Origin of the sequence: Paracoccus sp. TOH, from assembly GCF_030388245.1 — a bacterium.
Taxonomy (GTDB): domain Bacteria; phylum Pseudomonadota; class Alphaproteobacteria; order Rhodobacterales; family Rhodobacteraceae; genus Paracoccus; species Paracoccus simplex.
Genome location: NZ_CP098361.1, coordinates 231,358 through 255,069 on the forward strand (window position 1 = coordinate 231,358; position 23,712 = coordinate 255,069).

Sequence of the window (23,712 nt, forward strand, 5' to 3'; positions counted from 1 at the left end):
GCCCGACAAGCGTCGCGGACCGGCAGAACCCGCCAACCGGCCCAGCGCCGGCCGCTTTCACCGTTTCCCAAATACCCATGCCAAGGCCGCCGGACGCGGCACGGCCGCCCGGCGGATCACTGCGTGCCTCAAATATTCAGGCGAGGGCATCGGCCGGGCGTTCAGCCCGCCAGCTGGTCCTCGGCCTTCTGCGCCAGCGCCTCGGCCCGGGCGGCCAGCTCGGCCATGCCCTCGACCAGGCTTTCGGGCACCACCGGCACCTCGACGCGCTGCGGATTGGTCTTGAGCCGCGCCAGCTCGCGCTCGGCCGAGGCGGCGCGATCCTCCAGCGCCGCGGTGCGGTCGGCCAGCATCAGCCCGGCCAGCAGCAAGAGCCGCGGCTCGGGCATCCGACCGGCCTGCTCCAGGATCACCTGCGCCTCGGCATCGAGCAGCGCGGCGGCGCGCTTCAGCAGCCGCTCCTCGCCCTCCTGGCAGGCCAGCGTATAGGACTTGTGTCCGATCGGGAAATCGACTTCGGCCATGGATCAGCCCCTTTCCTCGTCCAGATCCGCATTCTCGTCCTCGAACCCGGCGCCTTCGTCCGGGGCGGCGGCTTCGGCCGCACCCGCCGGCTGCGCGCCGGCAGCGGCGGGCGCGGTCAGCCGGTCCAGCGTGTCGATGATGTCGCCCATCTGCGCCAGCTCGGCCGCGCGGGCGGCGCGCAGCGATTCGATCTCGGCCTCCAGCGCGCGGCGGATCTCGTCACCCGGCGGCCCGGCGCCGTCGATCAGCGCCCGGTTCGCTTCGGCCAGCGCCTCGTTGGCGGCGGCGAGGCGCGCGGCCTCCTGCCCGGCATCGACCAGCCGCCGATGCGCCTCGGCCAGCCGCGCCTCGCAGGCGGCCAGGGTTTCGGATTGCCGCTCGTGCAGCGCGGCCAGTTCCTGCGACAGGCGGCGGTTTTCGCCGCGGGTCTCGTGCAGCTGCGCCGCCAGCCCCTCCTCCGGCATGATGCCATCCGGGCCGCCGCGCCGCTCCGCCGCGCGGTCGATGAACTGGTCGATGCGGTCCAGGGCGGCGATAAGCCGCTTTTCGCTGGCGTTCAGGTCGTCTCTCATCGGCCGGGATCCTTTCGGGTCGCATGTCCTTGCGGGTCGCCCTTATGGGTCGCTTGTGGGTCGCTTGTCACTTTTTGGCATTGCCTCGGCCATATGACAAGGATGGGCGGGGTTTCCCGCCGCATCCCGTGCTTTTCAGCCGCCGGATCGGGCCCTATAAGGCGGCAAGCCTGATGAGGAGAGACGCCAGATGCGCCGCGCAAAGATCACCCGCGACACGGCCGAGACGCAGATCGAGGTCGAGCTGGACCTGGACGGCAGCGGCCGCTACGACAACCGCACCGGCGTCGGCTTCTTCGATCACATGCTGGACCAGCTGGCGCGGCATTCGCTGATCGACCTGACGGTGCGGGCCAGGGGCGACCTGCAGGTCGACGACCACCACACGGTCGAGGATACCGGCATCGCCATCGGCAAGGCGCTGGTCCAGGCGCTTGGCGACAAGAAGGGCATCCGGCGCTATGGTTCCTTCCACCTGGCCATGGACGATGCGCTGGTGCGCGCCGCGCTGGACCTGTCGGCCCGGCCGTTCCTGGTCTGGAACGTGGATTTCCCGGCGCAAAAGATCGGCGGCTTCGACACCGAGCTGGTGCGGGAATTCTTCCAGGCGCTCTCGACCCATGGCGGCATCACGCTGCATGTGGACCGGCTGCACGGGCTGAATGCGCATCACATCGCCGAGGCGGCCTTCAAGGCGGTGGCCCGCGCCCTGCGCGAGGCGGTCGAGCCCGACCCGCGCATGGCCGGCGTGCTGCCCTCGACCAAGGGGGCGTTGTGATGCGGGTGGCGCTGGTCGATTACGACAGCGGCAACCTGCATTCGGCCGAGAAGGCCTTCGCGCTGATGGGGCGCGAGGCCGGGGCCGAGGTGGTGGTGACCTCCGACCCCGAGACGGTGGCCCGCGCCGAGCGCATCGTGCTGCCGGGCGACGGCGCCTTTCCGGCCTGCCGGGCGGCGCTGGACGCCGTCCCCGGCATGGTCGAGGCGCTGCGCGAGGCGGTTCTGGACCGCGCCGTGCCCTTCATGGGCATCTGCGTCGGCATGCAGATGCTGGCCGAGACCGGGCATGAATATCGCGATACGGCGGGTCTGGGCTGGATCGGCGGCGAGATCGACGCCATCGACGCCCCCGGCCTGAAGGTGCCGCATATGGGCTGGAACGACCTGCAGGTGCTGCGCCCGCATCCGCTGCTGGACGGCATCGCCACCGGCGATCACGCCTATTTCGTGCATGGCTGGCAGTTCCGCGTCGCCGATCCGGCGCATCTGCTGGCCACGGCGGATTACGGCGGGCCGGTGACGGCGGTGGTCGGGAAGGACAATATCGTCGGCACCCAGTTCCATCCCGAGAAGTCGCAGGCCGTCGGGCTGCGCATCATCGGCAATTTCCTGCGCTGGCGCCCCTGAGCGGCGCGGGCGGGGGCTCTGCCCCCACGCCCGAGGCGCCCCTCGTCGGGGCGCATCGGGCGTTCCCCCGGAGTATTTGGAAAACGGTGAAGGTCGGGGCCGCTATTTCACCTGCACCCAGCGCTGCGTCTTGCAGAACACCGCGATGCAGCCCGAGACGTTCAGCGTCTTGCCGCTGAGCTGCATCTTCGACTTGTAGATCTTGTCAGCGCCCGGATCCCAGATCGTGCCGCCCGAGAACTTGCCACCGCCCTCGTCGGTCATGCCGGCGACGATGTTCTTGCCGGTATGGGGCGAGGCGATCTCCTTGCCGGCCTTGTCGAAGCTCTTGATCAGCTTGCCGCAATACTTGCCGCCGCAATCGTAGAACTGCACCATGCCGACATTGCCGTCGTCATTGGCCTGGGTCTGGAAGATGCCGCCGATGCCTTCGGCCTGGACGGCGCTGCCCGCCAACGCGAGCGATGCGGCAAGAGCCAGTGTTCTCATGGTGATTCCCCCTCCCCCGGGGTCTTGTTTGCGGGTGTGGTCCCGGGCGCAGGATGCGGGCGCCCGCCGCCGCCGATCAAGCCTGACGTGAGGTCGCGGCTTCGGGGGCCGGGGCTTTCGGATCGGCGCCGGCTGTGGCAAAGGGGCGCCACGCTATCAGGAGAGATGCGATGATCCTTTATCCCGCGATCGACCTCAAGGACGGCAATTGCGTGCGCCTGCTGCGCGGCGACATGGAGGCGGCGACCGTCTTCGGCTCGGACCCCGCCGCGCAGGCCCGCGCCTTTCAGGATGCCGGGGCGGAATGGCTGCATCTGGTCGACCTGAACGGCGCCTTTGCCGGCAAGCCGGTGAACGCCGCCGCGGTCGAGGCGATCCTGGCCGCCATCGCGGTGCCGGCCCAATTGGGCGGCGGCATCCGCGACATGGCGACCATCGAGGCCTGGCTGGAGCGCGGGCTGGCGCGGGTGATCCTGGGCACGGTGGCGGTCGAGCAGCCGGCGCTGGTGCATGAGGCGGCGATGGCCTTTCCGGGCAAGATCGCCGTCGGCATCGACGCCCGCGGCGGCCGGGTGGCGACGCGCGGCTGGGCCGAGGAAACCGACGTGATGGCCGTCGACCTGGCGCATCGCTTCGAGGATGCCGGCGTCGCCGCGATCATCTATACCGATATCGACCGCGACGGCGCCATGGCCGGCCCCAACATCGCCGCGACCGAGGCGCTGGCCCGGGCGGTGAACATTCCGGTCATCGCCTCGGGCGGGGTTTCCTCGATGCAGGACCTGATGGCGCTGCGCGCCACCGGGGTCATCGCCGGCGCCATCTCGGGCCGGGCGCTTTACGACGGCGCCATCGACCTGAACGCGGCGCTGAAGGCGCTGGCCTGACGGCGCGGGGCGAGGTAACAAGGCGCATGCTGAAGACCCGTGTGATCCCCTGCCTGGATGTCGCCGATGGCCGCGTGGTCAAGGGCGTGAATTTCGTCGATCTCGTCGATGCCGGCGATCCGGTCGAGGCGGCCCGCGCCTATGACGCGGCCGGCGCCGACGAGATCTGTTTCCTCGACATCCATGCCACGCATGAGAATCGCGGCACCATGTACGACCTGGTGACCCGCACCGCCGAGGCCTGTTTCGTGCCGCTGACCGTCGGCGGCGGGGTGCGCAGCCACCAGGACGTGCGGGCGCTGCTGCTGGCCGGCGCCGACAAGGTCAGCTTCAACTCGGCCGCCGTCGCCAACCCCGACGTGATCGCCGAGGCCGCCGACCGTTTCGGCAGCCAGTGCATCGTCTGCGCCATCGACGCCAAGACCGTGGCGCCCGGCAGGTGGGAGATCTTCACCCATGGCGGCCGCAAGCCCACCGGCATCGACGCGGTGGAATTCGCCCGCACCGTCGCGGCCAAGGGCGCGGGCGAGATCCTTCTGACCAGCATGGACCGCGACGGCACCAAATCCGGCTTCAACATCCCGCTGACCCGCGCCGTCGCCGATGCGGTGAACGTGCCGGTCATCGCCTCGGGCGGGGTCGGCGCGCTGGAGCATCTGGCCGAGGGCGTGCTGGAAGGCCATGCCTCGGCGGTGCTGGCGGCCTCGATCTTCCATTTCGGCACCTTCACCGTGGCCGAGGCCAAGGCGCATCTGGCCGCCGCCGGCATCCCCGTGAGGCTGACATGAGCGGCTTGCAACGGCTGGCCGAGACCATCGCGGCGCGCAAGGGCGCCGATCCCGAGACCAGCTGGACCGCCAATCTGCTGGCGAAGGGCCCCGAGAAATGCGCCGAGAAATTCGGCGAGGAGGCCGTCGAGGCGATCATCGAGGCGGTGAAGGGCGACCGCGCCCGGCTGATCTGCGAGGCCGCTGATACGCTCTATCACCTGCTGGTCATGCTGGCGGCGCGCGATGTGACGCTTTCCGAGGTGGAAAATGAACTCGACCGCCGCGAGGGGCGTTCGGGCATCGAGGAAAAAGCTGCACGAAAGTGACCCCGATGCTGGACATGCTGGCCGAGGAGTTTTCGCGACCGACCAGCCTGCCCATCGCGGTGGTGGTTCTGCGCCTGGTGATGGCGGTGCTGCTGGGCGGCGTCATCGGCTGGGAGCGCGAGGTCCATGCCCGCGCCGCCGGGCTGCGCACCCATATGCTGATCGCGCTGGCGGCGGCCTGCTTCACGCTGGTGGCGATGGAACTGACCGCGCTGGACACGGCCAATGACGAGCGGCAGCGCACCGATCCGTTGCGGCTGATCGAGGCGGTGACGGCGGGCGTGGCCTTTCTGGCCGCCGGCTCGATCGTCATCAACAAGGGCAATGTGCGCGGCATCACCACCGGCGCCTCGATGTGGCTTTGCGGCGCCATCGGGCTGTGCTGCGGGACCGGCGACCTGTGGCTGGCGCTGATCGCCACCGGAATGGCGATGGTGGTGCTGTATCTGATCCGGGTGCTGGTCACGCCGGTGGCACAAGAGGTGGCCGAGGAGGTCGGCAAGGTCGACCGGGACTAGCCCCGGTCAACCCGATACCGGCACCACCTTGACCGCCCCGCCCTGCGCGGAAAGCGCGATCTCGCCCGCGGCAAGGCGCAGCGCGTCCTGGCCGAAAACCTCGGACCGCCAGCCCGACAGCGCCGGCAGGTCGCGGGCGCCCGAGGCGATGGCATCGAGATCCGCCGCCGAGGCGATCAGCCGCGGCGCCACGCCGGCCGCGTCGGACTTGGCCTTCAGCAGCACCCGCAACAGGTCGGCCAGCGCCGCATTGCCGGGCCGCCCCGGTTCCTCGGGCGCCGGTTTCGGCAGATCCCTGGCCTCCAACCCGGCCTTGACCGCGGCCAGGATGCCGCTGGCGATCTCGCCCCGCCGGGCATCGCGCAACAGCAGCCGCGACTTGCCCAGATCCGCCTCGGTCAGCGGCTTGGTCGAGGCCAGTTCGATCAGCGCATCGTCCTTGAACACCCGGGCGCGCGGAATGTCGCGGTCCTGGGCGAAGCTCTCGCGGAAGCGCGCCAGCTCGCGCACCACCGCCAGGAAGCGCGGCGAGCCCGAGCGGGTGCACACCCGCGTCCAGGCCTCGTCCGGCCGGGTGATATAGGTCTCGGGGTTCAGCAGCACCGCGACCTCCTCCTCCAGCCAGGGGGCGCGGCCGGTCTTGTCGAGCTGCGCCGACAGGAACTCGTAGATCGCCCGCAGATGCGTCACGTCGGCCAGCGCATAGGCCGCCTGCGCCTCTGACAGCGGCCGGTGCGACCAGTCGGTGAAGCGCGAGGACTTGTCGAGCGGCTGGCGGGCGATCTTCTTGACCAGCGTCTCGTACCCCACCTGCTCGCCGAAGCCGCAGACCATGGCGGCGATCTGGGTGTCGAACAGCGGATCGGGAAAGACGCCGGCATCGTGGAAGAAGATTTCCAGATCCTGGCGCGCGGCGTGGAAGACCTTGACCGTCGCCTTGTGGCGGAACAGGTCGTAAAGCGGCTCCAGCGACAGCCCTTCGGCCAGCGGGTCGATCAGCACCGCCGGCCCGCCCGCCGCCTTGCCCGAGGCCGGCGGCAGCGCCGCCTGGATCAGGCAGAGCTTGGAATAATAGGTCCGCTCGCGCAGGAATTCGGTATCGAGCGTGACATAGGGCTGGGCCTTGGCCAGTTCACAGAATTCGGCCAGTTCGGCCGTGGTGGCGATGGTGCGGATCTCGGTCTTGCGGTCGGTCTGTGCGTCGGCTGGCATAGGACTCTTTCAAGGGGCGGCGGGTCATCCGCCGGGCGATTCCCTTCGGGAATATCGAAGGTTCGCAGAAGTTCAAGGCATTACCCGGCGTTTTACAAAGGTTCTATGTCGCCCTGTGCCCGCATTGCCTCGAATTCGGCGACGAATCCGGCCAGTTGCCCGCGCGAGATCGCATCGCGCAGGCCCGCCATCAGCTCTTGGAAGTAATGCAGGTTGTGCCAGGTCAGCAACATGCCCGAGATCATCTCGCCGGCGCGGAAGACATGGTGCAGATAGGCGCGGCTGTAGCCGGTGCAGGCCGGGCAGCTGCAATGCGCGTCCAGCGGCCGCGGATCGTCGGCGTGCCGGGCGTTCTTGACGTTGACCTGGCCGCGCCGGGTCCAGGCCTGGCCGGTGCGGCCCGAGCGCGAGGGCAGCACGCAATCCATCATGTCGACGCCGCGCAGCACCGCGCCGACGATGTCGTCGGGCTTGCCGACGCCCATCAGGTAGCGCGGCCGGTCCTCGGGCAGGAAGCCCGGGGCATAGTCGAGCACGCCGAACATCGCCTCCTGCCCCTCGCCGACGGCGAGGCCGCCGATGGCATAGCCCTCGAAGCCGATGGATTTCAGCGCCTCGGCCGATTCCTCGCGCAATTCGCGGGTGACGCCGCCCTGCATGATGCCGAACAGCGCGTGGCCCGGCCGGTCGCCGAAGGCGTCGCGCGAGCGCTGCGCCCAACGCATCGACATGCGCATGGATTTCGCCACCACCTCCTCGGACGCGGGCAGCGCCGGGCATTCGTCGAAGGCCATGACGATGTCCGAGCCGAGCAGGCGCTGGATCTCCATGCTGGTTTCGGGCGACAGGACATGCTTGGAGCCGTCGATATGGCTGGAAAAGGTCACGCCCTCCTCGGTCAGCTTGCGCAGGCTGGACAGCGACATGACCTGGAAGCCGCCCGAATCGGTCAGGATCGGCCGCGGCCAGTTCATGAACCGGTGCAGGCCGCCCAGCCGGGCGATGCGCTCGGCGCCGGGGCGCAGCATCAGGTGATAGGTGTTGCCCAGCAGGATGTCGGCGCCGGTGGCGCGCACCGATTCGGGCAGCATGGCCTTGACGGTGGCGGCGGTGCCGACCGGCATGAAGGCGGGGGTGCGGATCTCGCCGCGCGGGGTCTGGATCACACCGCTGCGGGCGCGGCCGTCGGTGGCCTGGACGGAGAACTGGAATCTGTCGCTCATGCGCCGGCACATAGGCGCTTTGCGCGCCGGATGCAAAGCCGCTTACGCCCCGGCCGCGCGCAAGAGTTTCGCCCGCGCGGGGGGAATGGCGCCAATCTCCAGCCCGGTGAAGACATGCAGGGTGTCGAGCTGCCGGTCCACCACCGCATGATCGCTGACCCAGCCGCCCATGGCGAGGTAGGAGCGCAGCAGCGGCGGCATCGCCGCCATGGCGCGGCGCGGATCGGGCTTGCGCAGCCGCAGGGTGCGGGCAAAGCGGAACACCTGCGGTGCCTTGACCCGCGGCAACCAGCGTTTCGGCGCCAGGTGCCGCTCGCGCAGCATGGCGAAGGCGTCCTCGTAGCCCTGGGTATCGGTGCCCATGAAGCTGGAGCAGCCGAACAGCATCTCGACCCGCTGTTCGTCGACGTGCCGGGCCAGCGCCCCCCAGGCCAGGCGCAATATGTCCGGGTCCTGCAGTTCGGGATGAATGCAGAAGCGGCCGATCTCGACCATGCGGCCGTGGAAATCGCGCAGACGTGACAGGTTGTAATAGCGCGCCGAATAGCTGTCGCCGATCTCGGCCCCGCCGGACAGCGTCAGCATGCGGAAGCAGGCGACCAGCCGGCCCGAGCCGCTTTCCCGAATCAGCACATGGCTGCAGCGCGCGTCGTAATCGTCGGCATCCAGCGCCCCGGGCGCCCCGGGCGCCTCGTCCGGCCGGCCGCGGCCGATGAAGCACAGCCAGCGCAGGCGCTGCGCCGCGCGAATTTCTTCTGCGGTTTCAGCAAAGCTGACCTCGTAGCGGCCCTTGCGCAATGGTTGCATGGCGTCCTTGCCCGATCCCCTGATTGGCCGCCAACCGGCCCTGATCCGACTTGTTACCGCCCTCCCTGCACCTATCTTGTAACAGCAGCATAGCAGGATTGAAGTGCGAAGATGTCAGAGCGGATCATCAAGACCGATGCGGAATGGCGCGAGGCGCTGGACCCCGAGACCTATCGCGTGACGCGGCAGGCCGGAACCGAGCGGCCGTTTTCCCATCCGGGCTTTCCCCAGGGGCCCGGACATTACGAATGCGTCTGTTGCGGCGCCCGGCTGTTCGACGGCGATGCCAAGTTCGAAAGCCATTGCGGCTGGCCCAGCTTCTCGCAACCGGGCGGCGCCATCGACGAACATCGCGACCTGAGCCACGGCATGATCCGCACCGAGGTGCGCTGCCACCGCTGCGACGCGCATCTGGGCCACGTCTTCCCGGACGGCCCGCCGCCCACCGGGCTGCGCTATTGCATCAACGGCGTGGCGCTGCGCTTCATGCCCGGGGCGGGCTGACGGCAAGGGGCGCCGCCGCGGCGCCCTTTCGCCTTACTGCTGGTCCAGCAACTGCCCGGCCGAGACCCGGCCGACATTGCCCATCAGCTGCCGGATCAGCCCCAGGCTGGTGACGCCGGTATCGGTCACGCGCCGCGACAGCACCACGACCTGGCCGCGCTCCTGCCCGAAGCGCTCGACATTGCTGACCACGCCGCTTTCGCCGAAGCTGATGGCGACCACCTGGCGGTCGATCTCGCGCGGCTGGCGGGGGCCGTAGAACTGCCAGCGCGAGCCGACGTAATACCAGGCCGAGCCGGTCAGCAGCCCCTGCGCCGAAGGCCGGCCGATCAGCCCCTCCAGCTCGGATTGCGTGGTCTGGCCGACGACGACCTGGGCCAGCTGCTCCTCGGGCGGCACATAGCCGTGATTGCGATAGGTGGCCTGGCAGGCGGCAAGGCCCAGAGGCGCAGCCAGTGCAAGACCCATGATCTGCCGCCGGGAAATCTTCATATTCTCACTGTCCCCTTACGCGCCTGTTGACGCCGCGCGACCGGCTTAGCAAACTCGCGCCCCGCGCTCAAGAATATCCAGACCATGGGCGAAATCGCCCGCGAAAGGCCACCGATGACCGATTCCAAAGCCCCGCAGACCCGGTTCCGGGTGGCGCATCTGAACCCGCGCCAACCGACGGCATTCACGCTTGCCCCCGCCGCCCCGGCGCGCGAGGCGCTGGCCGGCGAGCTGGGCCTGAGCGCCCTGCCCAGGCTGAGCTTCACCGGCGAGATCCGCGCCGCGCAGAACGAGGCATGGGAGGTCACGGGCAAGCTGTCCGCCCGGGTGGTGCAGCCCTGCGTCGTGACGCTGGCCCCGGTCAAGACCACCATCGACGAGACGGTGCGTCGCCTCTACTCGCCGCATGTCGGCACACCCGAGGGCGACGAAATCGAGATGCTCGACGAGGAACTGGAACCGCTGGGGCCGTTCATCGACGTCGAGGCGATCATGGTCGAGGAACTGGCGCTGGCCCTGCCGCTTTATCCCCGGGCCGAGGGCGCGGCTCTGGGCGCGGCCGAACCGGCGCCCGAGACCGAGACCCGAAAGCCCTTCGCCGGGCTGTCGGATCTCTTGAAAGATTCTAAGAAGACAGAATAACTCACGCCGAACGCTGGCTTTCCTTCCAGTCAGGGGCGATCTCCGGCCCCAGGTTCAGCGGCGCCAGCATGCCTTGACCCAGAAGATGATCGGCGGCCTTTTCGCCGGTCATGATCGACGGCGCGTTCAGGTTGCCGTTGGTGATGCGCGGGAAGATCGAGCTGTCGGCGACCCGCAGCCCCTCGACGCCGATCACCCGCAATTCGGGATCGACCACCGCCATCTCGTCGTCCCGCCGGCCGATGCGGGCGGTGCCGCAGGGGTGGAAGGCCGACTCGGCATGCTCACGGATGAAGGCGTCGATCTGCGCATCGCTCAGCACATCCTCGCCGGGCTGGATCTCGTAGCCCTTGTATTCGGCAAAGGCCGGCTGCTCGAAGATCTCGCGGGTCAGTCGCACGCAGGCGCGGAACTCGGCCCAGTCGTCGGGATGCGACATGTAATTGAAGCGGATCTCCGGCGCCTCCTTCGGATCGGCGGATTTCAGCCGCACCGTGCCGCGCGACTTCGACCGCATCGGCCCGACATGGACCTGGAAGCCATGCCCCTCGGCCGCCGCCTTGCCGTCATAGCGCACGGCGAGCGGCAGGAAGTGATACTGGATGTCCGGGTATTCGACCCCGGCGGCCGAACGGATGAAGCCGCAGCTTTCGAACTGGTTCGAGGCGCCGAGGCCGGTCCCGGTCGCCAGCCATTGCGCCCCGATCGAGCCCTTGCCCCACAGGTTCCAGTGCTTGTAAAGCGTGACCGGCTTGGTCGCGGTATATTGCATATAGACCTCCAGGTGATCCTGAAGGTTCGCGCCCACGCCGGGCCGGTCCGCCCGGACCGCGATGCCATGCGCGCGCAGATGGTCCGCCGGGCCGATGCCCGACAGCATCAGCAGCTTCGGCGTGTTGATCGAACTGGCCGAAAGGATCACCTCATGTTTCGCGCGGAACACATTGACGCCGCGGGTATTCCTGACCTCGACTCCGACGGCGCGGCCGTCCTCGAACACCACGCGCTGCGCCAGACCGCGCCGCAGCCGCAACAGCCCGGTTTCCTGCGCCGGGCGCAGATAGGCATTGGCGGCCGACCAGCGCCGGCCTTCCCAGATCGTCGCCTCCATGGCGCCGAAGCCCTCCTGGCGGGCGCCGTTGTAATCCTCGGTGGTCGGATAGCCGGCCTCGCGCCCGGCCCGGATGAAGGCGTTGAACAGCGGATTCTTGCGCGAGCCGCGCGTCACATGCAGCGGCCCTTCGGTGCCGCGATAGTCGCTGACCGCGCCATGCGAGCTCTCCATGCGCTTGAAATAGGGCAGCACATCGGCATAGGCCCAGCCGTCGGCGCCGCTCTCGGCCCAGAAGTCGAAATCCCGGGCATGGCCGCGCACGAACACCATGCCGTTGATCGAGGACGACCCGCCGACCACCTTGCCGCGCGGCGTCACCAGCCGCCGGTTGCCCAGATGCGCTTCGGGTTCCGAGGAAAAGCCCCAGTCATAACGGCGCATGTTCATCGGATAGCTCAGCGCCGCCGGCATCTGGATGAAGGGCCCGACATCGCTGCCGCCATATTCGATGACGTCCACGCGCTTGCCGGCCATCACCAGCCGATAGGCCAGCGCGCAGCCGGCCGAACCGGCGCCGACGATGAGGTAATCCGGGATCATGCCTGCCTCCCCTGCACCGCCCTTGCGGGCTTCTTCGTTGCCCAAATACCCATGCCCACCGCGCCGCCGGCGCGGCGCCGCTCAATAGGGCGCATCGACGCCTCCCATGCCGACATAGACCGATTTCAGCTGCGAATAATGTTCGATGGCCGCGGCCGAGTTCTCGCGGCCGACCCCCGACAGCTTGACGCCGCCGAAGGGCGCCTCGACCGGGGTCAGGTTATAGGCGTTGATCCAGGTGGTCCCGGCCTGCAGCGCCGCCGCAACCCGATGGCCGCGCGCCAGGTCGCGGGTGAACACCCCGGCCGCCAGCCCATAGGGCGAGGCATTGGCGCGGGCGACGGCCTCCTCCTCGGTGGCAAAGCCCAGCACCGACATCACCGGGCCGAAAATCTCCTCGCGCACGATCCACATGTCGTCCGAAGCATCGGCAAACACGGTGGGCGGCACGAAGGCGCCCTCGCCCGAGCCGCCGCAGACCAGCCGCGCGCCCTCGGCGCGGCCGCGCTCGATGGCCTCGCGGATCTTCGCCGCCTGGGCCGGGCTGACGATGGGACCGTGCTGGGTTTCCTCGTCCAGCGGGTCGCCGATCCGGACCTTCGCCACCCGCTCGGCCAGCCGGTCGAGAAAGGCGGGCAGGATGCCCTGCTGCACGAAGACCCGGGTGCCGTTCGAGCAGATCTGCCCCGCGGAATAGAAATTCGCCAGCATCGCCGCGCCGACCGCATCCTCGAGGCTGGCATCGTCGAAGACGATCAGCGGCGACTTGCCGCCCAGTTCCATGGTGACATGCCGCATGCCTTCGGCCGCGGCGGCATAGACCTTTTGCCCGGTGGCGACCGAGCCGGTCAGCGACACCTTGGCGACCCGCGGGTCCGTGACCAGCGCCGCGCCCACCGCGCCGCGGCCCTGCACCACGTTGAAGATGCCGGCCGGCAGACCGGCCTCGGTCAGGATCTCGGCCAGTTTCAGCGCGCCCAGCGGGGTTTCCTCGCTGGGCTTGAAGACCATGGCATTGCCCATCGCCAAGGCCGGCGCCGCCTTCCAGCACGCGATCTGGCTGGGATAATTCCAGGCGCCGATACCGGCGCAAACCCCCAGCGCCTCGCGGATCGTATAGACGAAATCGCCGCCCAGCGGGATCGCCTGGCCGGTGACGGTCGGCGCCAGCCCGGCGAAATATTCCAGCGCATCGGCGCCCGAGGGCCAGTCGGCCACCCGCGTCTCCTGGATCGGCTTGCCGGTGTCCAGGGTTTCGAGCCGCGCCAGTTCCTCGGCCCGCTCGCGGATGAGCTGCGCCGCCCGCATCAGCACCCGGCCACGCTCGACCGGGCGCAGCCCCGCCCAGGCCGGCTGCGCCGCCGCCGCCGCCGCGGTGGCCTTGGCCACCTGCGCCGGCGAGGCCTCGCGCAGGGTGGCGATCACCGCGCCGGTATAGGGATAATGCACCGCAAGCTCGGCCCCCGCGCCCTCGACGAAGGCGCCGTCGATGTAAAGGCTGGCGGCGGGTTGGGCGGAATGGCTCATGGCAGGACCTTCTCCAGATAATCCAGTGTCGTGCGTTCGGCGGCGGCGGCATCGGCGGTGTCGGACAGCGCCGCGCGCAGATAAAGCCCGTCGATCAGCGCCCCCAGCGTGCGGGCAATGCGTTCGGCCCCCGCGCCCGCCAGCGGCCGCAGCGCCACCAGCAGGTTCGAACTGAGCCGGCGGTGATAGACGCGCAGCAGACGCGCCGCCTCGGGCTCGACCAGCGCCAGCGCATAGAAGTTCAACCAGGCGGCGATGGTGTCGCGCTCGAAATTGGCGCTGTCGAAGCTGGCGGCGACGATGGCGTCCAGCCGCTCGCGCGGCGTGCCGGCCCCCTTCAGCGCCGCGCGGGTCGAGGCGCCGTATTGCGCCAGGATGTGCCGCATCGCCGCCAGGAAGATCCGCTCCTTGGAGCCGAAATAATGATGCGCCAGCGCCGAGGACATTCCCGCCTCGCGCGCGATCTGCGCCACGGTGACGTCCAGCGACCCGGCGCGGCCCACCGTGGTGATCGCGGCGTTGATTAATGCCGCCTTTCGGATAGGTTCAGCACCAAGTTTGGGCATGACAGGACACCGTTTTGTCGTTTCGTTCGAAAATTCGCGCGGGCGACCCGCATCTGGCAGATCTTTGATTGACTCGTCAATCAATAAAAGCCTTAATTGACTCACCAGTCAACAAACCAGGGAGATAAAGATGACATTTCGCCGCACCGCCGCAGCTCTTGCCGCCGGGTTGGTCGCTTCATTCGCCACCGCTGGCATCGCTGCGGCACAAGAGCCGATGGAGTGCCGCAAGGTCGTCTTCTCGGATGTCGGCTGGACGGATATCAGCTCGACGACCGCGCTCGCCTCGAGCGTGCTGCAGGCCCTGGGCTACGAGACCGAGACCAAGATCCTGTCGCTGCCGGTGACCTATACCGCGATGGCCAAGGACGATGTGGACGTGTTCCTGGGCAATTGGATGCCGAGCCAGGAAAACGACCTGAAGTCTTATCGCGACGCCGGCACCGTGGACGTTCTGCGCACCAACCTGACCGGTGCGAAATACACCCTGGCCACCAACGCGGCCGGCGCCAAGCTGGGCATCGACGATTTCGGCAAGATCGCCGCCCACAAGAAGGAACTGGACGGCAAGATCTACGGCATCGAGCCGGGCAATGACGGCAACCGCCTGCTGCTGGAGATGGTGGCGGAAAACAAGTTCGACCTCGGCACCTTCGAGGTGGTCGAAAGCAGCGAACAGGGGATGCTGGCGCAGGTCGCCCGTGCCGACGGCGCCGGCCAGCCGGTGGTCTTCCTGGGCTGGGAGCCGCATCCGATGAACACGCAGTTCAAGATGACCTATCTGGCCGGCGGCGACGATGTCTTCGGGCCGGATTTCGGCGGGGCGCGGGTCGACACCAACGTGCGCGCCGGCTATGCAGAGAAATGCCCGAATGTCGGCAAGTTCCTGCAGAACCTCGAATTCACCCTGCCCATGGAGAGCGAGGTCATGGGCCTGATCCTGAACGATGGCGAGGCGCCTGCCGATGCGGCGCTGAAATGGCTCAAGGCCAATCCCGATGCCGCCAAACCCTGGATCGCGGGCGTGACCACCGCCGATGGCGGCGACGCGCAGGCGGCGCTGGACAAGGCGTTGGCCGAATGAATCCGGGCGGGCGGCAGGCCGCCGCGGGCGCAGGACGCGCCCCGGCCTGTCCCCGCGTTCCCGGGCCTTCGGGCCTTTCCTTCCACCTTCGCCGGAAACGAAGACCTGCCCCGCCCGAGGCGTCGGCCCAATGGGCCGACCGCCCGCCGCCGCGCAGACCTTCCCCGAACGCCCGGCAGAAAGACAAGGACGCATGGAGCAACTGACCGAGCTGGTGACCGGGACCAAGATCCCGGTGGGCAAGACGGCCAAGGCGATCTTCGACTGGCTGAACGCCCATGCCGCGGTCGTCTTCAACTTCATCTCGAAGCTGATGGACGGGCTGATCAACGGCATTCTCGCGCTTCTCGAATACCCGCACCCGCTGATCTTCACCCTGCTGGCGGTGGCGCTGACCTGGGCGCTGCAACGCAGCTGGAAGACCTGCCTGCTGGTGGCGCTGAGCTTTCTTTTCATCCTCAACCAGGGCTATTGGGACGAGACCATGCAGTCCCTGACCCTGGTGCTGTCGGCCTGCGTGGTCTGCATGGCCATCGGCGTGCCCATCGGCATCGCCACGGCGCACCGGCCCAAGCTCTACGCCTGGATGCGGCCGGTGCTGGACCTGATGCAGACGCTGCCGACCTTCGTCTACCTGATCCCCGCCATCGTCTTCTTCGGCATCGGCATGGTGCCCGGGCTGATCGCCACGGTGATCTTCGTGCTGCCGGCGCCGATCCGGCTGACACATCTGGGCATCAGCTCGACCCCGCAATCGCTGGTCGAGGCCGCCATCGCCTTCGGCGCCACGCCGCGCCAGCTTCTGTGGAAGGTCGAGCTGCCAAGCGCCGCGCCGCAGATCATGGCCGGGCTGAACCAGACGATCATGCTGTCGCTGTCGATGGTGGTGATCGCCGCACTGGTCGGGGCCTCGGGTCTGGGCGTGCCGGTGGTCCGGGCGCTGAACAGCGTGAATACCGCGCTGGGATTCGAAAGCGGGTTCATCATCGTGGTCGTCGCCATCATGCTGGACCGGATGATGCGCGTGGGGAGGCGTGATGACTGATCGCATGGAAACCGCGCGCAACGCGGTCGAATTCGACAATGTGAACATCGTCTTCGGCGATTCGCCCGAGGCGGCCCTGCCGCTGATGGACCAGGGGCTGGACCGCGGGCCGATCAAATCCGAAACCGGCCAGGTCCTGGGCGTGCACAACTGCTCGCTGACCGTGCGCGAGGGCGAGATCCTGGTGCTTATGGGCCTTTCCGGCTCGGGAAAATCCACGCTGCTGCGGGCGGTGAACGGGCTCAACTCGGGTCTGCCGGGGCGAGGTGCGGATCTGGAACGGCGACCGCATGGCCTCGGTGACCAAGGCCTCCGGCGCCGAGCTGCGCCGCCTGCGGCGCGAATGCATCGCCATGGTGTTCCAGCAGTTCGGCCTGCTGCCCTGGCGCTCGGTGCGCGAGAATGTCGGCCTGGGGCTGGAACTGGCCGGCGTCCCTGCCGCCGAACGGCGCAAGCGCGTCGATGCCCAACTGGCCACCGTCGGGCTGACCGAATGGGCCGAGCGCAAGGTGGGCGACCTGTCGGGCGGCATGCAGCAGCGCGTCGGCCTGGCCCGCGCCTTCGCCACCGAGGCGCCGATCCTGCTGATGGACGAGCCCTTCTCGGCGCTGGACCCGCTGATCCGCAACCGGCTGCAGGACGAACTGCTGGAGCTGCAGGAACGCTTCCGCCGCACCATCGTCTTCGTCAGCCACGACCTGGACGAGGCGTTCCGCATCGGCAACCGCATCGCGCTGATGGAGGGCGGCCGCATCGTGCAGATCGGCACCGCGCGCGAGATCATCGCCAATCCGGTCAATGCCTATGTCGAGGATTTCGTCGCCCACATGAACCCGCTGGCGGTGCTGACCGCCGAGGACGTGGCCGAGCCCGGCGACCTGCCGGGCGATGCGCTGGACCGCGAAACCCCGGTGCGCGAGGTCATCCGCATGATGACCGAATCCGGCATCGACGCCTTGCCCCTGCAGGGCGGCGGCCGCGTGACCCGGCAAAGCATCATGTCCCGGCTGGTCGCCCGGCGCGGCGCCGGGGGCGGCGCGATCGAGCACTGACCCCATCCTTGTTGCGGCAAGACCATGGCCCGTCCCGCAAACCTCGCGGGGCGGGTTGCCTCGAATCGCAAGATGTGCCTATCAAGTGCCCTGTTCCGCAATCTCGACAGAAAGGGCACCGGCATGATCATCATTACCGCCGCTTCGGCTGCCGCCTTTCGCGGGATGAACCGACGCCAGGACCGGCGTTGACGGAACCCGTTCAGGGCATCCCGCACCGGGACTGAGCTTCCCCATCTTCGCCGACGGCTGACGCCCCGCGATGTCGCACGGGCGCTGCCCGTCGCCTTTTCGACCCATTGCTACATGAGGGCCGTGCCGTGCAGAACGGGCGGCTGGACAGGATGACCCTTGCAACCATTCCTGCCGCGCGGGAACTCCGCGCGCCTTTGGACGAGCTGATCAAGACCCACGGGCTGCTGCGCGTCAGCCTGGCGTTGCTGCGCGCCGCCCTGCGGCGGGGCGGCAAGCCGCCGCCGGTCGACACGCTTCCCGACCACCTGCTGCGCGACATCGGGATCGAGCCGCAGCAGCGTAGCCCGCGCCACTGGGACCTGCGCTAATCGCGGGTCGCGCCGGGCGGCGGGGTGACCAGGCCCCGCCGCAGCCGTGCCTCGCGCCAGGTGATATAGCTGATCGCGCCTATCATGACGGCGCCGCCGACCAGCACCCACAGATCGACCGGCTCGGCAAAGACCAGCGCGCCAAGCAGGCTGGCCCAGATCAACTGCAGCAGCGTCACCGGCTGCGTCACCGTCAGCGGCGCCGAGATGAAGGCGCGGGTCATGGCGTAATGCCCGGCGGTGGCGAACAGCGCCGTGCAGGCCAGAACCGCGCATTGCAGCAGGCTCGGCGTCACCCAATGCAGCGCCGCGATGGGCGCCAGCCCGACGCAGACCGTCAGCGACATCATCGCCACCACCACCGAGGCCGGCACATGGTCGGACAGCCGCTTGGCGACCAGATAGGACAGGCCGAAGGTGACCGAGGCGCCGAGCTGCGCCAGATGGCCGGGCTCCAGCGCCCGAAGGCCGGGCCGCAGCACGATCATCGCCCCCGCCAGCGCCACGGCGATGGCCAGCGCCCGCCGCCACGAGACCCGCTCGCCCATCAGCAGCGCCGCGCCGACCGTCACCACGATGGGGTTGAGAAAGCCGATGGCGGTGACCTCGGCCACGGTGATGCGCGCCATGGCATAGAACCACAGGATCACCGCCAGCACATGCAACCCGCCGCGCAGCGCGAACAGCCCCCAGATGCGCGGGGGGAAGCCGCGCCGCAGCGCCGGCCCCAGCGCCGGGACCAGCAGCAGCAGGCCGAAAGCGAAGCGGATGAAGGCGCCCTCGGCCGCCGGCAGCGCCTGGCCCAGCCAGCGCACCGTGCCGTTGACGCCGACGAAGCACAGCCCGGCCGTCAGCATCCAGAAGATGCCGTTCAGGTCGCTGCGGGGGGTGGCCGGGCCCTGCGTCATCCCGCCGCCATGCCCTTTCGGCCGGCCGGGCGCAAGGGTCAGCCGTTCCGCACCAGCCCAAGGGCGATGCTCCACATCACCAGCCCGACCAGCAGATCCAGCACCCGCCAGGCCGCCGGCCGCGCGAACAGCGGCGACAGCCAGCGCGCCCCGTAGCCCAGCGCGAAGAAGAAGATCACCGAGCCCGAGACCGCCCCGGCGACGAAACCCGGCTTGTCCTCCCAGCGGGCCGAGATCGAGCCGATCAGCACCACCGTATCCAGCCAGACATGCGGGTTGAGCCAGGTCAGCGCCGCCAGCACGCCCAGCGTGGCGGCCAGGCCGGTCGCCCCCTGCCCGGCCCGCAGGCTCTCGCCGCCGCGCCAGGCGGCACGAAAGGCCCGCGCGCCATAGACCAGCAGGAACACCGCGCCGCCCCAGCGCATCGCCTCCAGAAACCACGGCGCGCGCGCCGCCAGCGCCCCGGCGCCCAGCACCCCGGCGGTGATCAGCACCGCGTCCGACAGCGCGCAAAACGCACAGGTCGCCAGCACATGCCGGCGCATCAGACCCTGCTTCAGCACGAAGGCGTTCTGCGCCCCGATGGCGACGATCAGCGACAGGGCGGTGCCCAGACCGGCAAGATAGGCATGCATGCGGCTCTCCTTTTCGGGCCTGTCTTGCCGGCCGGGCCGCCTTCAGGCAAATTCAAAATCGTTATCCGGGTTAAGGCTGGCTTCATGCTTGACTATGCCGCGCTCAGCGCCCTGTCCGAGATCATCCGCCGCGGCAGCTTCGAGGCCGCGGCCGCGGCGCTCGGCGTCACCCCTTCGGCGGTCTCGCAGCGCATCAAGGGGCTCGAGGAACGGCTGGGCCAGGTGCTGATCCATCGCGGCCCGCCCGCCACCGGGACCGAGACCGGGCTGCGGCTGATGCAGCATCTCGACCAGGTGCGGCTGCTGGAAAGCACGCTTGCGACCGGGCTGCAGCCATCCGCCGGCCCGGCGGTGCTGCGGCTGGCGGTGAATGCCGACAGCCTGGCCACCTGGTTCCCGCCGGTGATGGCGGCGCTGCCGGTGCTTTACGACCTGGTGTTGGACGACCAGGACCACGCCCGCGACTGGCTGCGCCAGGGCCAGGTCTCGGCGGCGATCAGTTCGGACCCCGACCCGGTGCCGGGCTGCGACGCGCTGCGCTTGGGCGCGATGCGCTACCAGGCGCTGGCCGCGCCGGATTTCCTGGCCCGGCATTTCCCGAACGGCGTGACCGAACCCGCCCTGCGCGCCGCCCCGACGATCATCTTCAACGCCAAGGACGCGCTGCAATCCCGCTGGGCCGAACGCGCCACCGGCAAGCGCCTGCACCTGCCCGGCCACCGGATCCCGGCCTCGGAACCCTTTGCCCGCGCGGTGGCACTCGGTCTTGGCTGGGGCATGATCCCCGAAAGCATGGCCGCCCCGGCGCTGCGCGACGGCCGGCTGCGGCCGCTGGTCCCCGGCCTGCCGCTGGACGTGGCGCTGCATTGGCATGTCCAGCGCGCCATGGCCCCCGCCCTTGCCCCCCTGACCGCCGCCATAAGAAAAAGGGCCGCAGCAGACCTGCGACCCTGATTTCTCTGTTGCCCAAATACCCCCGCCGGAGGCGGAAGTTCAAAGCTGCGCCGCCACATCCTCGGGAATGTCGAAATTCCCGGTGACATTCTGCACGTCGTCGTCGTCCTCCAGCGCGTCCAGCAGCTTCATCAGCTTCTGCGCGGTCTCCAGGTCGATCTCGGTCGGGGCCTGCGGCTTCCAGATCAGCTTGGCATGTTCGGATTCGCCCAGGCTGGCCTCCAGCGCATTCGAGACCTCGGCCAGGTCGGTATCCGAGGTATAGATCCAGTGCCCGTCCTCGTCGCTCTCGACATCCTCGGCCCCGGCCTCGATGGCGGCCAGCATCACCGTGTCGGCATCGCCGGCCTCGGGGTTGTAGAGAATCTCGCCCTTGCGGTCGAACATGAAGCTGACCGAGCCGGTCTGCCCCAGGTCGCCGCCATACTTGGTGAAATAGCTGCGCACGTTCGAGGCGGTGCGGTTGCGGTTGTCGGTCATCGCCTCGACGATGATGGCGATGCCGTTCGGGCCGTAGCCCTCGTAGCGGATCTCGTCGTAGTTCTCGGCATCGCCGCCCTGCGATTTCTTGATGGCGCGGTCGATCACGTCCTTCGGCACCGAGTTCGACTTGGCTTCCTTCACCGCAAGGCGTAGCCGCGGGTTCTTCTCGGGGTCAGGGTCGCCCATCTTGGCGGCGACGGTGATTTCTTTGGCCAGTTTCGAAAACAGCTTCGAGCGCAGCTTGTCCTGCTTGCCCTTGCGATGCTGGATATTGGCCCATTTGCTATGGCCTGCCATGGTATGTCCCGGAATTTGGATATGTGCAGCGGCTTTTAGTCAGCCAGGGCCGGCGCCGCAAGCGTTACGCCCGATTCCGGACGATCTCGGCCAGCACGTAAAGCCGCAGTGCCGTGGCCAGCCCCACCTCGGGCGGGCGGGCGGCGTCGATCTGGGCGATCAGCGCCGCGGTGGTGCGTCCCCCGGCGCGGGCCAGCGCGCGCAGCTCGCGCCAGAACGCATCCTCCAGGCTGACCGAGGTGCGGTGCCCGCCGATGGTGACCGAGCGCTTGACCGGCGCCGACATCGGCGGCAGCGGCGGCGCGGCAGGCGGCTCATTCGTCGCCATTCTCGGGAACCTCGCGGCGGTGCTGGTCCAGATGGCGGGCGGCCCGCACCGCGGCGTCCTTCTCGGCGAGCTTCTGGCCCTTGCTGCGGCCGAACTTCGCCGCATTCGCGTCGCCCTGCTTGCGGGCGGCATCGCGGGCGGCGGTCTTGCGCGCCGCCCGCAGGTTCACGACCTTGCCTGAACCGGACCCGGTCAAGATCAGTCTGCCGGACCGATCATCTGCTCGGGGCGGACGATGCGGTCGAAGGTCTCGCCATCGACGAAGCCCAGCGCAATCGCCTCCTCGCGCAGCGTGGTGCCGTTCTTGTGCGCGGTCTTGGCCACCTTGGTGGCATTGTCATAGCCGATGGTCGGCGCCAGCGCCGTCACCAGCATCAGCGATTCCTTCATCAGCTTCTCGATGCGCTCGACATTGGCCTTGGTGCCGACCACCATGTTGTCGGTGAAGGATCCCGCCGCATCGCCCAGAAGCTGCATGGATTGCAGCACGTTATAGGACATCATCGGGTTGTAGACGTTCAGCTCGAAATGACCCTGCGACCCGGCAAAGCCGATGGCGGCGTCATTGCCCATGACATGGGCGCAGACCATGGTCAGCGCCTCGGCCTGGGTCGGGTTGACCTTGCCGGGCATGATCGACGAGCCCGGCTCGTTTTCCGGCAGGATCAGCTCACCCAGGCCGGAACGCGGGCCCGAGCCCAACAGCCGCATGTCGTTGGCGATCTTGAACAGCGAGCCGGCGACGGTCTTCAGCGCGCCCGAGAAGAACACCATCGCGTCATGCGCGGCCAGCGCCTCGAACTTGTTCGGCGCGGTGACGAAGGGCAGGCCGGTGATCTTGGCGATCGCGGCGGCGATGGCCGTGTCCCAGCCCTTCTTGGTGCTCAGGCCGGTGCCGACGGCGGTGCCGCCCTGCGCCAGCTCGTAGATGTCGCCCAAGGCCAGCTTGACCCGCTCAATGCCCTTCTGGACCTGATGCGCATAGCCGCCGAATTCCTGGCCCAGGGTCAGCGGCGTCGCGTCCTGGGTATGGGTGCGGCCGATCTTGATGATGTCCTTGAATTCCTCGGACTTCGCCACCAGCGCCTGGTGCAGCTTTTCCAGCCCCGGCAGCAGCACGTCGCGCGCCTGCATGGCGATGGCGACATGCATCGCGGTCGGGAAGGTGTCGTTCGAGGACTGGCCCATGTTCACATGGTCGTTCGGATGGACCGGCTTCTTGGAACCCAGCTCGCCGCCCAGGATCTCGATGGCGCGGTTGCTGACCACCTCGTTGGCGTTCATGTTCGACTGCGTGCCCGAGCCGGTCTGCCAGACCACCAGCGGGAAGTTGTCGTCGAACTTGCCGGCGACGACTTCCGAGGCCGCCTGCACCATCGCCTTGCCGATCTCGGGGTCCAGCTTGCCGGTGGCCATGTTCACCTCGGCGGCCGCCTGCTTGATCACCCCCAGCGCACGCACGATGGCAACCGGCTGCTTTTCCCAGCCGATGGGGAAGTTCTGGATCGAGCGCTGGGTCTGCGCCCCCCAATACTTGTCGGCCGGCACTTCCAGCGGGCCGAAGCTGTCGGTCTCGGTGCGGGTGGTCTTGGTCATGTCGGATATCCCTCACGGTTCTGCCGGCCTTGTAGCCCCGGCGTGCCGGATTCGCAATTGGTATGCGAAAGTATGCAGTTAGCGCTCACGGCGACTGGCGAAAGACATAGACGCGGGCCGGCGGCAGGTTGGCCCAGATCCGGCGGCTTTTGCGATGGCTCAGGCCGAACCGCGCCCGCACCGCCTCGGACAGCGGCGGCAGCGGGCCATAGGTGATCTGCACGAAGGGCGCGCCCGGCTTCATCATCGACAGCGCCGCGCCGACGATGGCGGCCTGCAGCTCGTCGGGCATCGGCAGGGTCGGCACACCCGAGATCACCGCGTCGAGTCCCTGGCGTCCGACATTGACCATCTCCTGCGCCGGCAGGTTGTGGACCCGCGTGCCCGGAAACCGCTCGCCCAGCCGGGCGCAGAAGGCGGCGTTCAGCTCGTAAAGCTCCAGCCTCTGCGGCGGCAGGCCGGTGGCCAGGATGGCGCGGGTGATGGTGCCGGTGCCGGCGCCGATCTCGGCCACCGCCTCCATCTGCGGCGTGACCAGCCGCGCCATTTCGGCCGCGGTGGCGCGCCCGGTCGGGGCAATGGCGCGGATCTCGGAGGGTCGGCGCAGAAACTGGCCCAGGAAAAGCGACAGGTCGGACAAACGGGT

General features: G+C 68.7%; 30 protein-coding genes and 1 pseudogene. 14 read left to right on the forward strand and 17 right to left on the reverse strand.

Features of this window, described 5'->3' with window-relative positions; all coding sequences use genetic code 11:
- Positions 1-161: 161 nt before the first annotated feature.
- Both NBE95_RS11710 and NBE95_RS11715 read right to left on the reverse strand, forming a co-directional pair.
- Positions 162-524: a cell division protein ZapA gene (locus NBE95_RS11710; protein ID WP_289895624.1), complete on the reverse strand. Its 363-nt coding sequence runs from the start codon at positions 522-524 to the stop codon at positions 162-164.
- Between the two features lie 3 nt (positions 525-527).
- Positions 528-1,097, reverse strand: a complete 570-nt coding sequence (locus NBE95_RS11715; protein WP_289895625.1) for a hypothetical protein — start codon at positions 1,095-1,097, stop codon at positions 528-530.
- Positions 1,098-1,287: 190 nt separating this feature from the next.
- On the opposite strand from NBE95_RS11715, the gene hisB reads away from it, so the two are divergent.
- A complete protein-coding gene (gene hisB, locus NBE95_RS11720) occupies positions 1,288-1,875 on the forward strand; it encodes an imidazoleglycerol-phosphate dehydratase HisB (protein ID WP_289895626.1) in 588 nt (195 codons plus the stop codon).
- A complete protein-coding gene (gene hisH, locus NBE95_RS11725; RefSeq protein WP_289895627.1) occupies positions 1,875-2,504 on the forward strand; it encodes an imidazole glycerol phosphate synthase subunit HisH in 630 nt (209 codons plus the stop codon). The genes hisB and hisH overlap by 1 nt, the downstream gene beginning before the upstream one ends.
- Before the next feature lie 102 nt (positions 2,505-2,606).
- Here hisH and NBE95_RS11730 read toward each other — a convergent pair whose 3' ends face one another.
- Positions 2,607-2,993 carry a DUF2147 domain-containing protein gene (locus NBE95_RS11730; RefSeq protein ID WP_019353287.1) on the reverse strand — a complete coding sequence of 129 codons (387 nt, stop codon included), beginning with the start codon at positions 2,991-2,993 and terminating at the stop codon, positions 2,607-2,609.
- 170 nt (positions 2,994-3,163) lie between these two features.
- Here NBE95_RS11730 and hisA point away from each other — a divergent pair, with 170 nt between their 5' ends.
- Genes hisA through NBE95_RS11750 form a run of 4 tightly spaced genes read left to right on the forward strand, consistent with a single transcriptional unit; the run spans position 3,164 to position 5,494 of the window.
- Complete coding sequence (gene hisA, locus NBE95_RS11735) at positions 3,164-3,880, forward strand: 1-(5-phosphoribosyl)-5-[(5-phosphoribosylamino)methylideneamino]imidazole-4-carboxamide isomerase (protein ID WP_289895628.1); 717 nt, start codon at positions 3,164-3,166, stop codon at positions 3,878-3,880.
- Positions 3,881-3,906: 26 nt separating this feature from the next.
- A complete protein-coding gene (gene hisF, locus NBE95_RS11740; protein WP_289895629.1) occupies positions 3,907-4,668 on the forward strand; it encodes an imidazole glycerol phosphate synthase subunit HisF in 762 nt (253 codons plus the stop codon).
- Positions 4,665-4,976 (forward strand): phosphoribosyl-ATP diphosphatase, encoded by a 312-nt coding sequence (locus tag NBE95_RS11745; protein WP_019352683.1) that lies wholly within the window; start codon positions 4,665-4,667, stop codon positions 4,974-4,976. The genes hisF and NBE95_RS11745 overlap by 4 nt, the downstream gene beginning before the upstream one ends.
- 5 nt (positions 4,977-4,981) lie before the next feature.
- Positions 4,982-5,494 (forward strand): MgtC/SapB family protein, encoded by a 513-nt coding sequence (locus tag NBE95_RS11750; RefSeq protein WP_289895925.1) that lies wholly within the window; start codon positions 4,982-4,984, stop codon positions 5,492-5,494.
- Between the two features lie 6 nt (positions 5,495-5,500).
- Here the strand turns inward: NBE95_RS11750 and rnd are convergent, their stop codons facing one another.
- The 3 genes from rnd to NBE95_RS11765 all read right to left on the reverse strand — a co-directional run bounded on the left by rnd (position 5,501) and on the right by NBE95_RS11765 (position 8,736).
- Positions 5,501-6,670 (reverse strand): ribonuclease D, encoded by a 1,170-nt coding sequence (gene rnd, locus NBE95_RS11755; RefSeq protein ID WP_289895926.1) that lies wholly within the window; start codon positions 6,668-6,670, stop codon positions 5,501-5,503.
- Positions 6,671-6,798: 128 nt separating this feature from the next.
- Positions 6,799-7,929, reverse strand: coding sequence for a tRNA guanosine(34) transglycosylase Tgt (tgt, locus tag NBE95_RS11760; protein ID WP_289895630.1), 1,131 nt, complete (start codon positions 7,927-7,929; stop codon positions 6,799-6,801).
- Between the two features lie 42 nt (positions 7,930-7,971).
- Positions 7,972-8,736, reverse strand: coding sequence for a GNAT family N-acetyltransferase (locus NBE95_RS11765; protein ID WP_289895631.1), 765 nt, complete (start codon positions 8,734-8,736; stop codon positions 7,972-7,974).
- Positions 8,737-8,847: 111 nt separating this feature from the next.
- On the opposite strand from NBE95_RS11765, the gene msrB reads away from it, so the two are divergent.
- Positions 8,848-9,240 carry a peptide-methionine (R)-S-oxide reductase MsrB gene (gene msrB / locus NBE95_RS11770; RefSeq protein ID WP_289895632.1) on the forward strand — a complete coding sequence of 131 codons (393 nt, stop codon included), beginning with the start codon at positions 8,848-8,850 and terminating at the stop codon, positions 9,238-9,240.
- Positions 9,241-9,273: 33 nt separating this feature from the next.
- On the opposite strand, the gene bamE is transcribed toward msrB, so the two are convergent.
- Positions 9,274-9,732, reverse strand: coding sequence for an outer membrane protein assembly factor BamE (gene bamE, locus NBE95_RS11775; protein WP_289895633.1), 459 nt, complete (start codon positions 9,730-9,732; stop codon positions 9,274-9,276).
- Between the two features lie 114 nt (positions 9,733-9,846).
- On the opposite strand from bamE, the gene NBE95_RS11780 reads away from it, so the two are divergent.
- Entirely contained in the window at positions 9,847-10,374 is a 528-nt protein-coding gene (locus NBE95_RS11780; RefSeq protein WP_289895634.1) for a DUF177 domain-containing protein, read from the forward strand.
- A gap of 1 nt (position 10,375) precedes the next feature.
- Here the strand turns inward: NBE95_RS11780 and betA are convergent, their stop codons facing one another.
- The 3 genes from betA to betI all read right to left on the reverse strand — a co-directional run bounded on the left by betA (position 10,376) and on the right by betI (position 14,121).
- Entirely contained in the window at positions 10,376-12,028 is a 1,653-nt protein-coding gene (gene betA / locus NBE95_RS11785; RefSeq protein ID WP_289895635.1) for a choline dehydrogenase, read from the reverse strand.
- An 81-nt stretch (positions 12,029-12,109) separates the two neighbouring features.
- Positions 12,110-13,555 carry a betaine-aldehyde dehydrogenase gene (betB, locus tag NBE95_RS11790; RefSeq protein ID WP_289895636.1) on the reverse strand — a complete coding sequence of 482 codons (1,446 nt, stop codon included), beginning with the start codon at positions 13,553-13,555 and terminating at the stop codon, positions 12,110-12,112.
- A complete protein-coding gene (gene betI / locus NBE95_RS11795; RefSeq protein ID WP_289895637.1) occupies positions 13,552-14,121 on the reverse strand; it encodes a transcriptional regulator BetI in 570 nt (189 codons plus the stop codon). The genes betB and betI overlap by 4 nt, the downstream gene beginning before the upstream one ends.
- A gap of 130 nt (positions 14,122-14,251) precedes the next feature.
- Here betI and choX point away from each other — a divergent pair, with 130 nt between their 5' ends.
- The 5 genes and pseudogenes from choX (at position 14,252) to NBE95_RS11820 (ending at position 17,865) form a co-directional block, all read left to right on the forward strand.
- Positions 14,252-15,205, forward strand: a complete 954-nt coding sequence (gene choX, locus NBE95_RS11800; protein ID WP_289895638.1) for a choline ABC transporter substrate-binding protein — start codon at positions 14,252-14,254, stop codon at positions 15,203-15,205.
- Between the two features lie 193 nt (positions 15,206-15,398).
- Positions 15,399-16,250: a choline ABC transporter permease subunit gene (choW, locus tag NBE95_RS11805; protein ID WP_289895639.1), complete on the forward strand. Its 852-nt coding sequence runs from the start codon at positions 15,399-15,401 to the stop codon at positions 16,248-16,250.
- Positions 16,243-17,302, forward strand: a pseudogene (choV, locus tag NBE95_RS11810) (choline ABC transporter ATP-binding protein). The gene choW and the pseudogene choV overlap by 8 nt, the downstream one beginning before the upstream one ends.
- A gap of 24 nt (positions 17,303-17,326) precedes the next feature.
- Positions 17,327-17,494 (forward strand): hypothetical protein, encoded by a 168-nt coding sequence (locus NBE95_RS11815; RefSeq protein ID WP_289895640.1) that lies wholly within the window; start codon positions 17,327-17,329, stop codon positions 17,492-17,494.
- 152 nt (positions 17,495-17,646) lie between these two features.
- Complete coding sequence (locus tag NBE95_RS11820; protein ID WP_289895641.1) at positions 17,647-17,865, forward strand: hypothetical protein; 219 nt, start codon at positions 17,647-17,649, stop codon at positions 17,863-17,865.
- On the opposite strand, the gene NBE95_RS11825 is transcribed toward NBE95_RS11820, so the two are convergent.
- Both NBE95_RS11825 and NBE95_RS11830 read right to left on the reverse strand, forming a co-directional pair.
- Positions 17,862-18,773: a DMT family transporter gene (locus tag NBE95_RS11825; RefSeq protein WP_289895642.1), complete on the reverse strand. Its 912-nt coding sequence runs from the start codon at positions 18,771-18,773 to the stop codon at positions 17,862-17,864. The two genes, NBE95_RS11820 and NBE95_RS11825, sit on opposite strands and share 4 nt — an antisense overlap.
- A gap of 38 nt (positions 18,774-18,811) precedes the next feature.
- Complete coding sequence (locus NBE95_RS11830) at positions 18,812-19,408, reverse strand: LysE/ArgO family amino acid transporter (RefSeq protein ID WP_289895643.1); 597 nt, start codon at positions 19,406-19,408, stop codon at positions 18,812-18,814.
- 84 nt (positions 19,409-19,492) lie between these two features.
- Here NBE95_RS11830 and NBE95_RS11835 point away from each other — a divergent pair, with 84 nt between their 5' ends.
- The gene (locus NBE95_RS11835; protein ID WP_289895644.1) at positions 19,493-20,362 is read left to right on the forward strand and encodes a LysR family transcriptional regulator ArgP; all 870 of its coding nucleotides are present in this window, start codon (positions 19,493-19,495) and stop codon (positions 20,360-20,362) included.
- A gap of 39 nt (positions 20,363-20,401) precedes the next feature.
- Here NBE95_RS11835 and NBE95_RS11840 read toward each other — a convergent pair whose 3' ends face one another.
- From NBE95_RS11840 to NBE95_RS11860, 5 genes are all read right to left on the reverse strand, one after another.
- Positions 20,402-21,142 carry a YebC/PmpR family DNA-binding transcriptional regulator gene (locus tag NBE95_RS11840; protein ID WP_289895645.1) on the reverse strand — a complete coding sequence of 247 codons (741 nt, stop codon included), beginning with the start codon at positions 21,140-21,142 and terminating at the stop codon, positions 20,402-20,404.
- 64 nt (positions 21,143-21,206) lie between these two features.
- Positions 21,207-21,470 carry a ribbon-helix-helix domain-containing protein gene (locus NBE95_RS11845; protein WP_289895646.1) on the reverse strand — a complete coding sequence of 88 codons (264 nt, stop codon included), beginning with the start codon at positions 21,468-21,470 and terminating at the stop codon, positions 21,207-21,209.
- The gene (locus tag NBE95_RS11850) at positions 21,457-21,666 is read right to left on the reverse strand and encodes a DUF4169 family protein (RefSeq protein WP_289895647.1); all 210 of its coding nucleotides are present in this window, start codon (positions 21,664-21,666) and stop codon (positions 21,457-21,459) included. Before NBE95_RS11850 ends, NBE95_RS11845 begins: the two co-directional genes overlap by 14 nt.
- 2 nt (positions 21,667-21,668) lie before the next feature.
- Complete coding sequence (gene fumC / locus NBE95_RS11855; RefSeq protein WP_289895648.1) at positions 21,669-23,066, reverse strand: class II fumarate hydratase; 1,398 nt, start codon at positions 23,064-23,066, stop codon at positions 21,669-21,671.
- 85 nt (positions 23,067-23,151) lie between these two features.
- Complete coding sequence (locus NBE95_RS11860; protein ID WP_289895649.1) at positions 23,152-23,706, reverse strand: methyltransferase type 12; 555 nt, start codon at positions 23,704-23,706, stop codon at positions 23,152-23,154.
- Positions 23,707-23,712: the final 6 nt, after the last annotated feature.

What these genes read in the sequence shown, in the direction of transcription:
- NBE95_RS11710 (WP_289895624.1), bottom strand. Translation starts at nt 524, where the DNA reads ATGGCCGAAGTCGATTTCCCGATCGGACACAAGTCCTATACGCTGGCC.
- NBE95_RS11715 (WP_289895625.1), bottom strand. Translation starts at nt 1,097, where the DNA reads ATGAGAGACGACCTGAACGCCAGCGAAAAGCGGCTTATCGCCGCCCTG.
- hisB (WP_289895626.1), top strand. Translation starts at nt 1,288, where the DNA reads ATGCGCCGCGCAAAGATCACCCGCGACACGGCCGAGACGCAGATCGAG.
- hisH (WP_289895627.1), top strand. Translation starts at nt 1,875, where the DNA reads ATGCGGGTGGCGCTGGTCGATTACGACAGCGGCAACCTGCATTCGGCC.
- NBE95_RS11730 (WP_019353287.1), bottom strand. Translation starts at nt 2,993, where the DNA reads ATGAGAACACTGGCTCTTGCCGCATCGCTCGCGTTGGCGGGCAGCGCC.
- hisA (WP_289895628.1), top strand. Translation starts at nt 3,164, where the DNA reads ATGATCCTTTATCCCGCGATCGACCTCAAGGACGGCAATTGCGTGCGC.
- hisF (WP_289895629.1), top strand. Translation starts at nt 3,907, where the DNA reads ATGCTGAAGACCCGTGTGATCCCCTGCCTGGATGTCGCCGATGGCCGC.
- NBE95_RS11745 (WP_019352683.1), top strand. Translation starts at nt 4,665, where the DNA reads ATGAGCGGCTTGCAACGGCTGGCCGAGACCATCGCGGCGCGCAAGGGC.
- NBE95_RS11750 (WP_289895925.1), top strand. Translation starts at nt 4,982, where the DNA reads ATGCTGGACATGCTGGCCGAGGAGTTTTCGCGACCGACCAGCCTGCCC.
- tgt (WP_289895630.1), bottom strand. Translation starts at nt 7,929, where the DNA reads ATGAGCGACAGATTCCAGTTCTCCGTCCAGGCCACCGACGGCCGCGCC.
- NBE95_RS11765 (WP_289895631.1), bottom strand. Translation starts at nt 8,736, where the DNA reads ATGCAACCATTGCGCAAGGGCCGCTACGAGGTCAGCTTTGCTGAAACC.
- msrB (WP_289895632.1), top strand. Translation starts at nt 8,848, where the DNA reads ATGTCAGAGCGGATCATCAAGACCGATGCGGAATGGCGCGAGGCGCTG.
- bamE (WP_289895633.1), bottom strand. Translation starts at nt 9,732, where the DNA reads ATGAAGATTTCCCGGCGGCAGATCATGGGTCTTGCACTGGCTGCGCCT.
- NBE95_RS11780 (WP_289895634.1), top strand. Translation starts at nt 9,847, where the DNA reads ATGACCGATTCCAAAGCCCCGCAGACCCGGTTCCGGGTGGCGCATCTG.
- betA (WP_289895635.1), bottom strand. Translation starts at nt 12,028, where the DNA reads ATGATCCCGGATTACCTCATCGTCGGCGCCGGTTCGGCCGGCTGCGCG.
- betB (WP_289895636.1), bottom strand. Translation starts at nt 13,555, where the DNA reads ATGAGCCATTCCGCCCAACCCGCCGCCAGCCTTTACATCGACGGCGCC.
- betI (WP_289895637.1), bottom strand. Translation starts at nt 14,121, where the DNA reads ATGCCCAAACTTGGTGCTGAACCTATCCGAAAGGCGGCATTAATCAAC.
- choX (WP_289895638.1), top strand. Translation starts at nt 14,252, where the DNA reads ATGACATTTCGCCGCACCGCCGCAGCTCTTGCCGCCGGGTTGGTCGCT.
- choW (WP_289895639.1), top strand. Translation starts at nt 15,399, where the DNA reads ATGGAGCAACTGACCGAGCTGGTGACCGGGACCAAGATCCCGGTGGGC.
- NBE95_RS11815 (WP_289895640.1), top strand. Translation starts at nt 17,327, where the DNA reads ATGGCCCGTCCCGCAAACCTCGCGGGGCGGGTTGCCTCGAATCGCAAG.
- NBE95_RS11820 (WP_289895641.1), top strand. Translation starts at nt 17,647, where the DNA reads ATGACCCTTGCAACCATTCCTGCCGCGCGGGAACTCCGCGCGCCTTTG.
- NBE95_RS11825 (WP_289895642.1), bottom strand. Translation starts at nt 18,773, where the DNA reads ATGACGCAGGGCCCGGCCACCCCCCGCAGCGACCTGAACGGCATCTTC.
- NBE95_RS11830 (WP_289895643.1), bottom strand. Translation starts at nt 19,408, where the DNA reads ATGCATGCCTATCTTGCCGGTCTGGGCACCGCCCTGTCGCTGATCGTC.
- NBE95_RS11835 (WP_289895644.1), top strand. Translation starts at nt 19,493, where the DNA reads ATGCTTGACTATGCCGCGCTCAGCGCCCTGTCCGAGATCATCCGCCGC.
- NBE95_RS11840 (WP_289895645.1), bottom strand. Translation starts at nt 21,142, where the DNA reads ATGGCAGGCCATAGCAAATGGGCCAATATCCAGCATCGCAAGGGCAAG.
- NBE95_RS11845 (WP_289895646.1), bottom strand. Translation starts at nt 21,470, where the DNA reads ATGGCGACGAATGAGCCGCCTGCCGCGCCGCCGCTGCCGCCGATGTCG.
- fumC (WP_289895648.1), bottom strand. Translation starts at nt 23,066, where the DNA reads ATGACCAAGACCACCCGCACCGAGACCGACAGCTTCGGCCCGCTGGAA.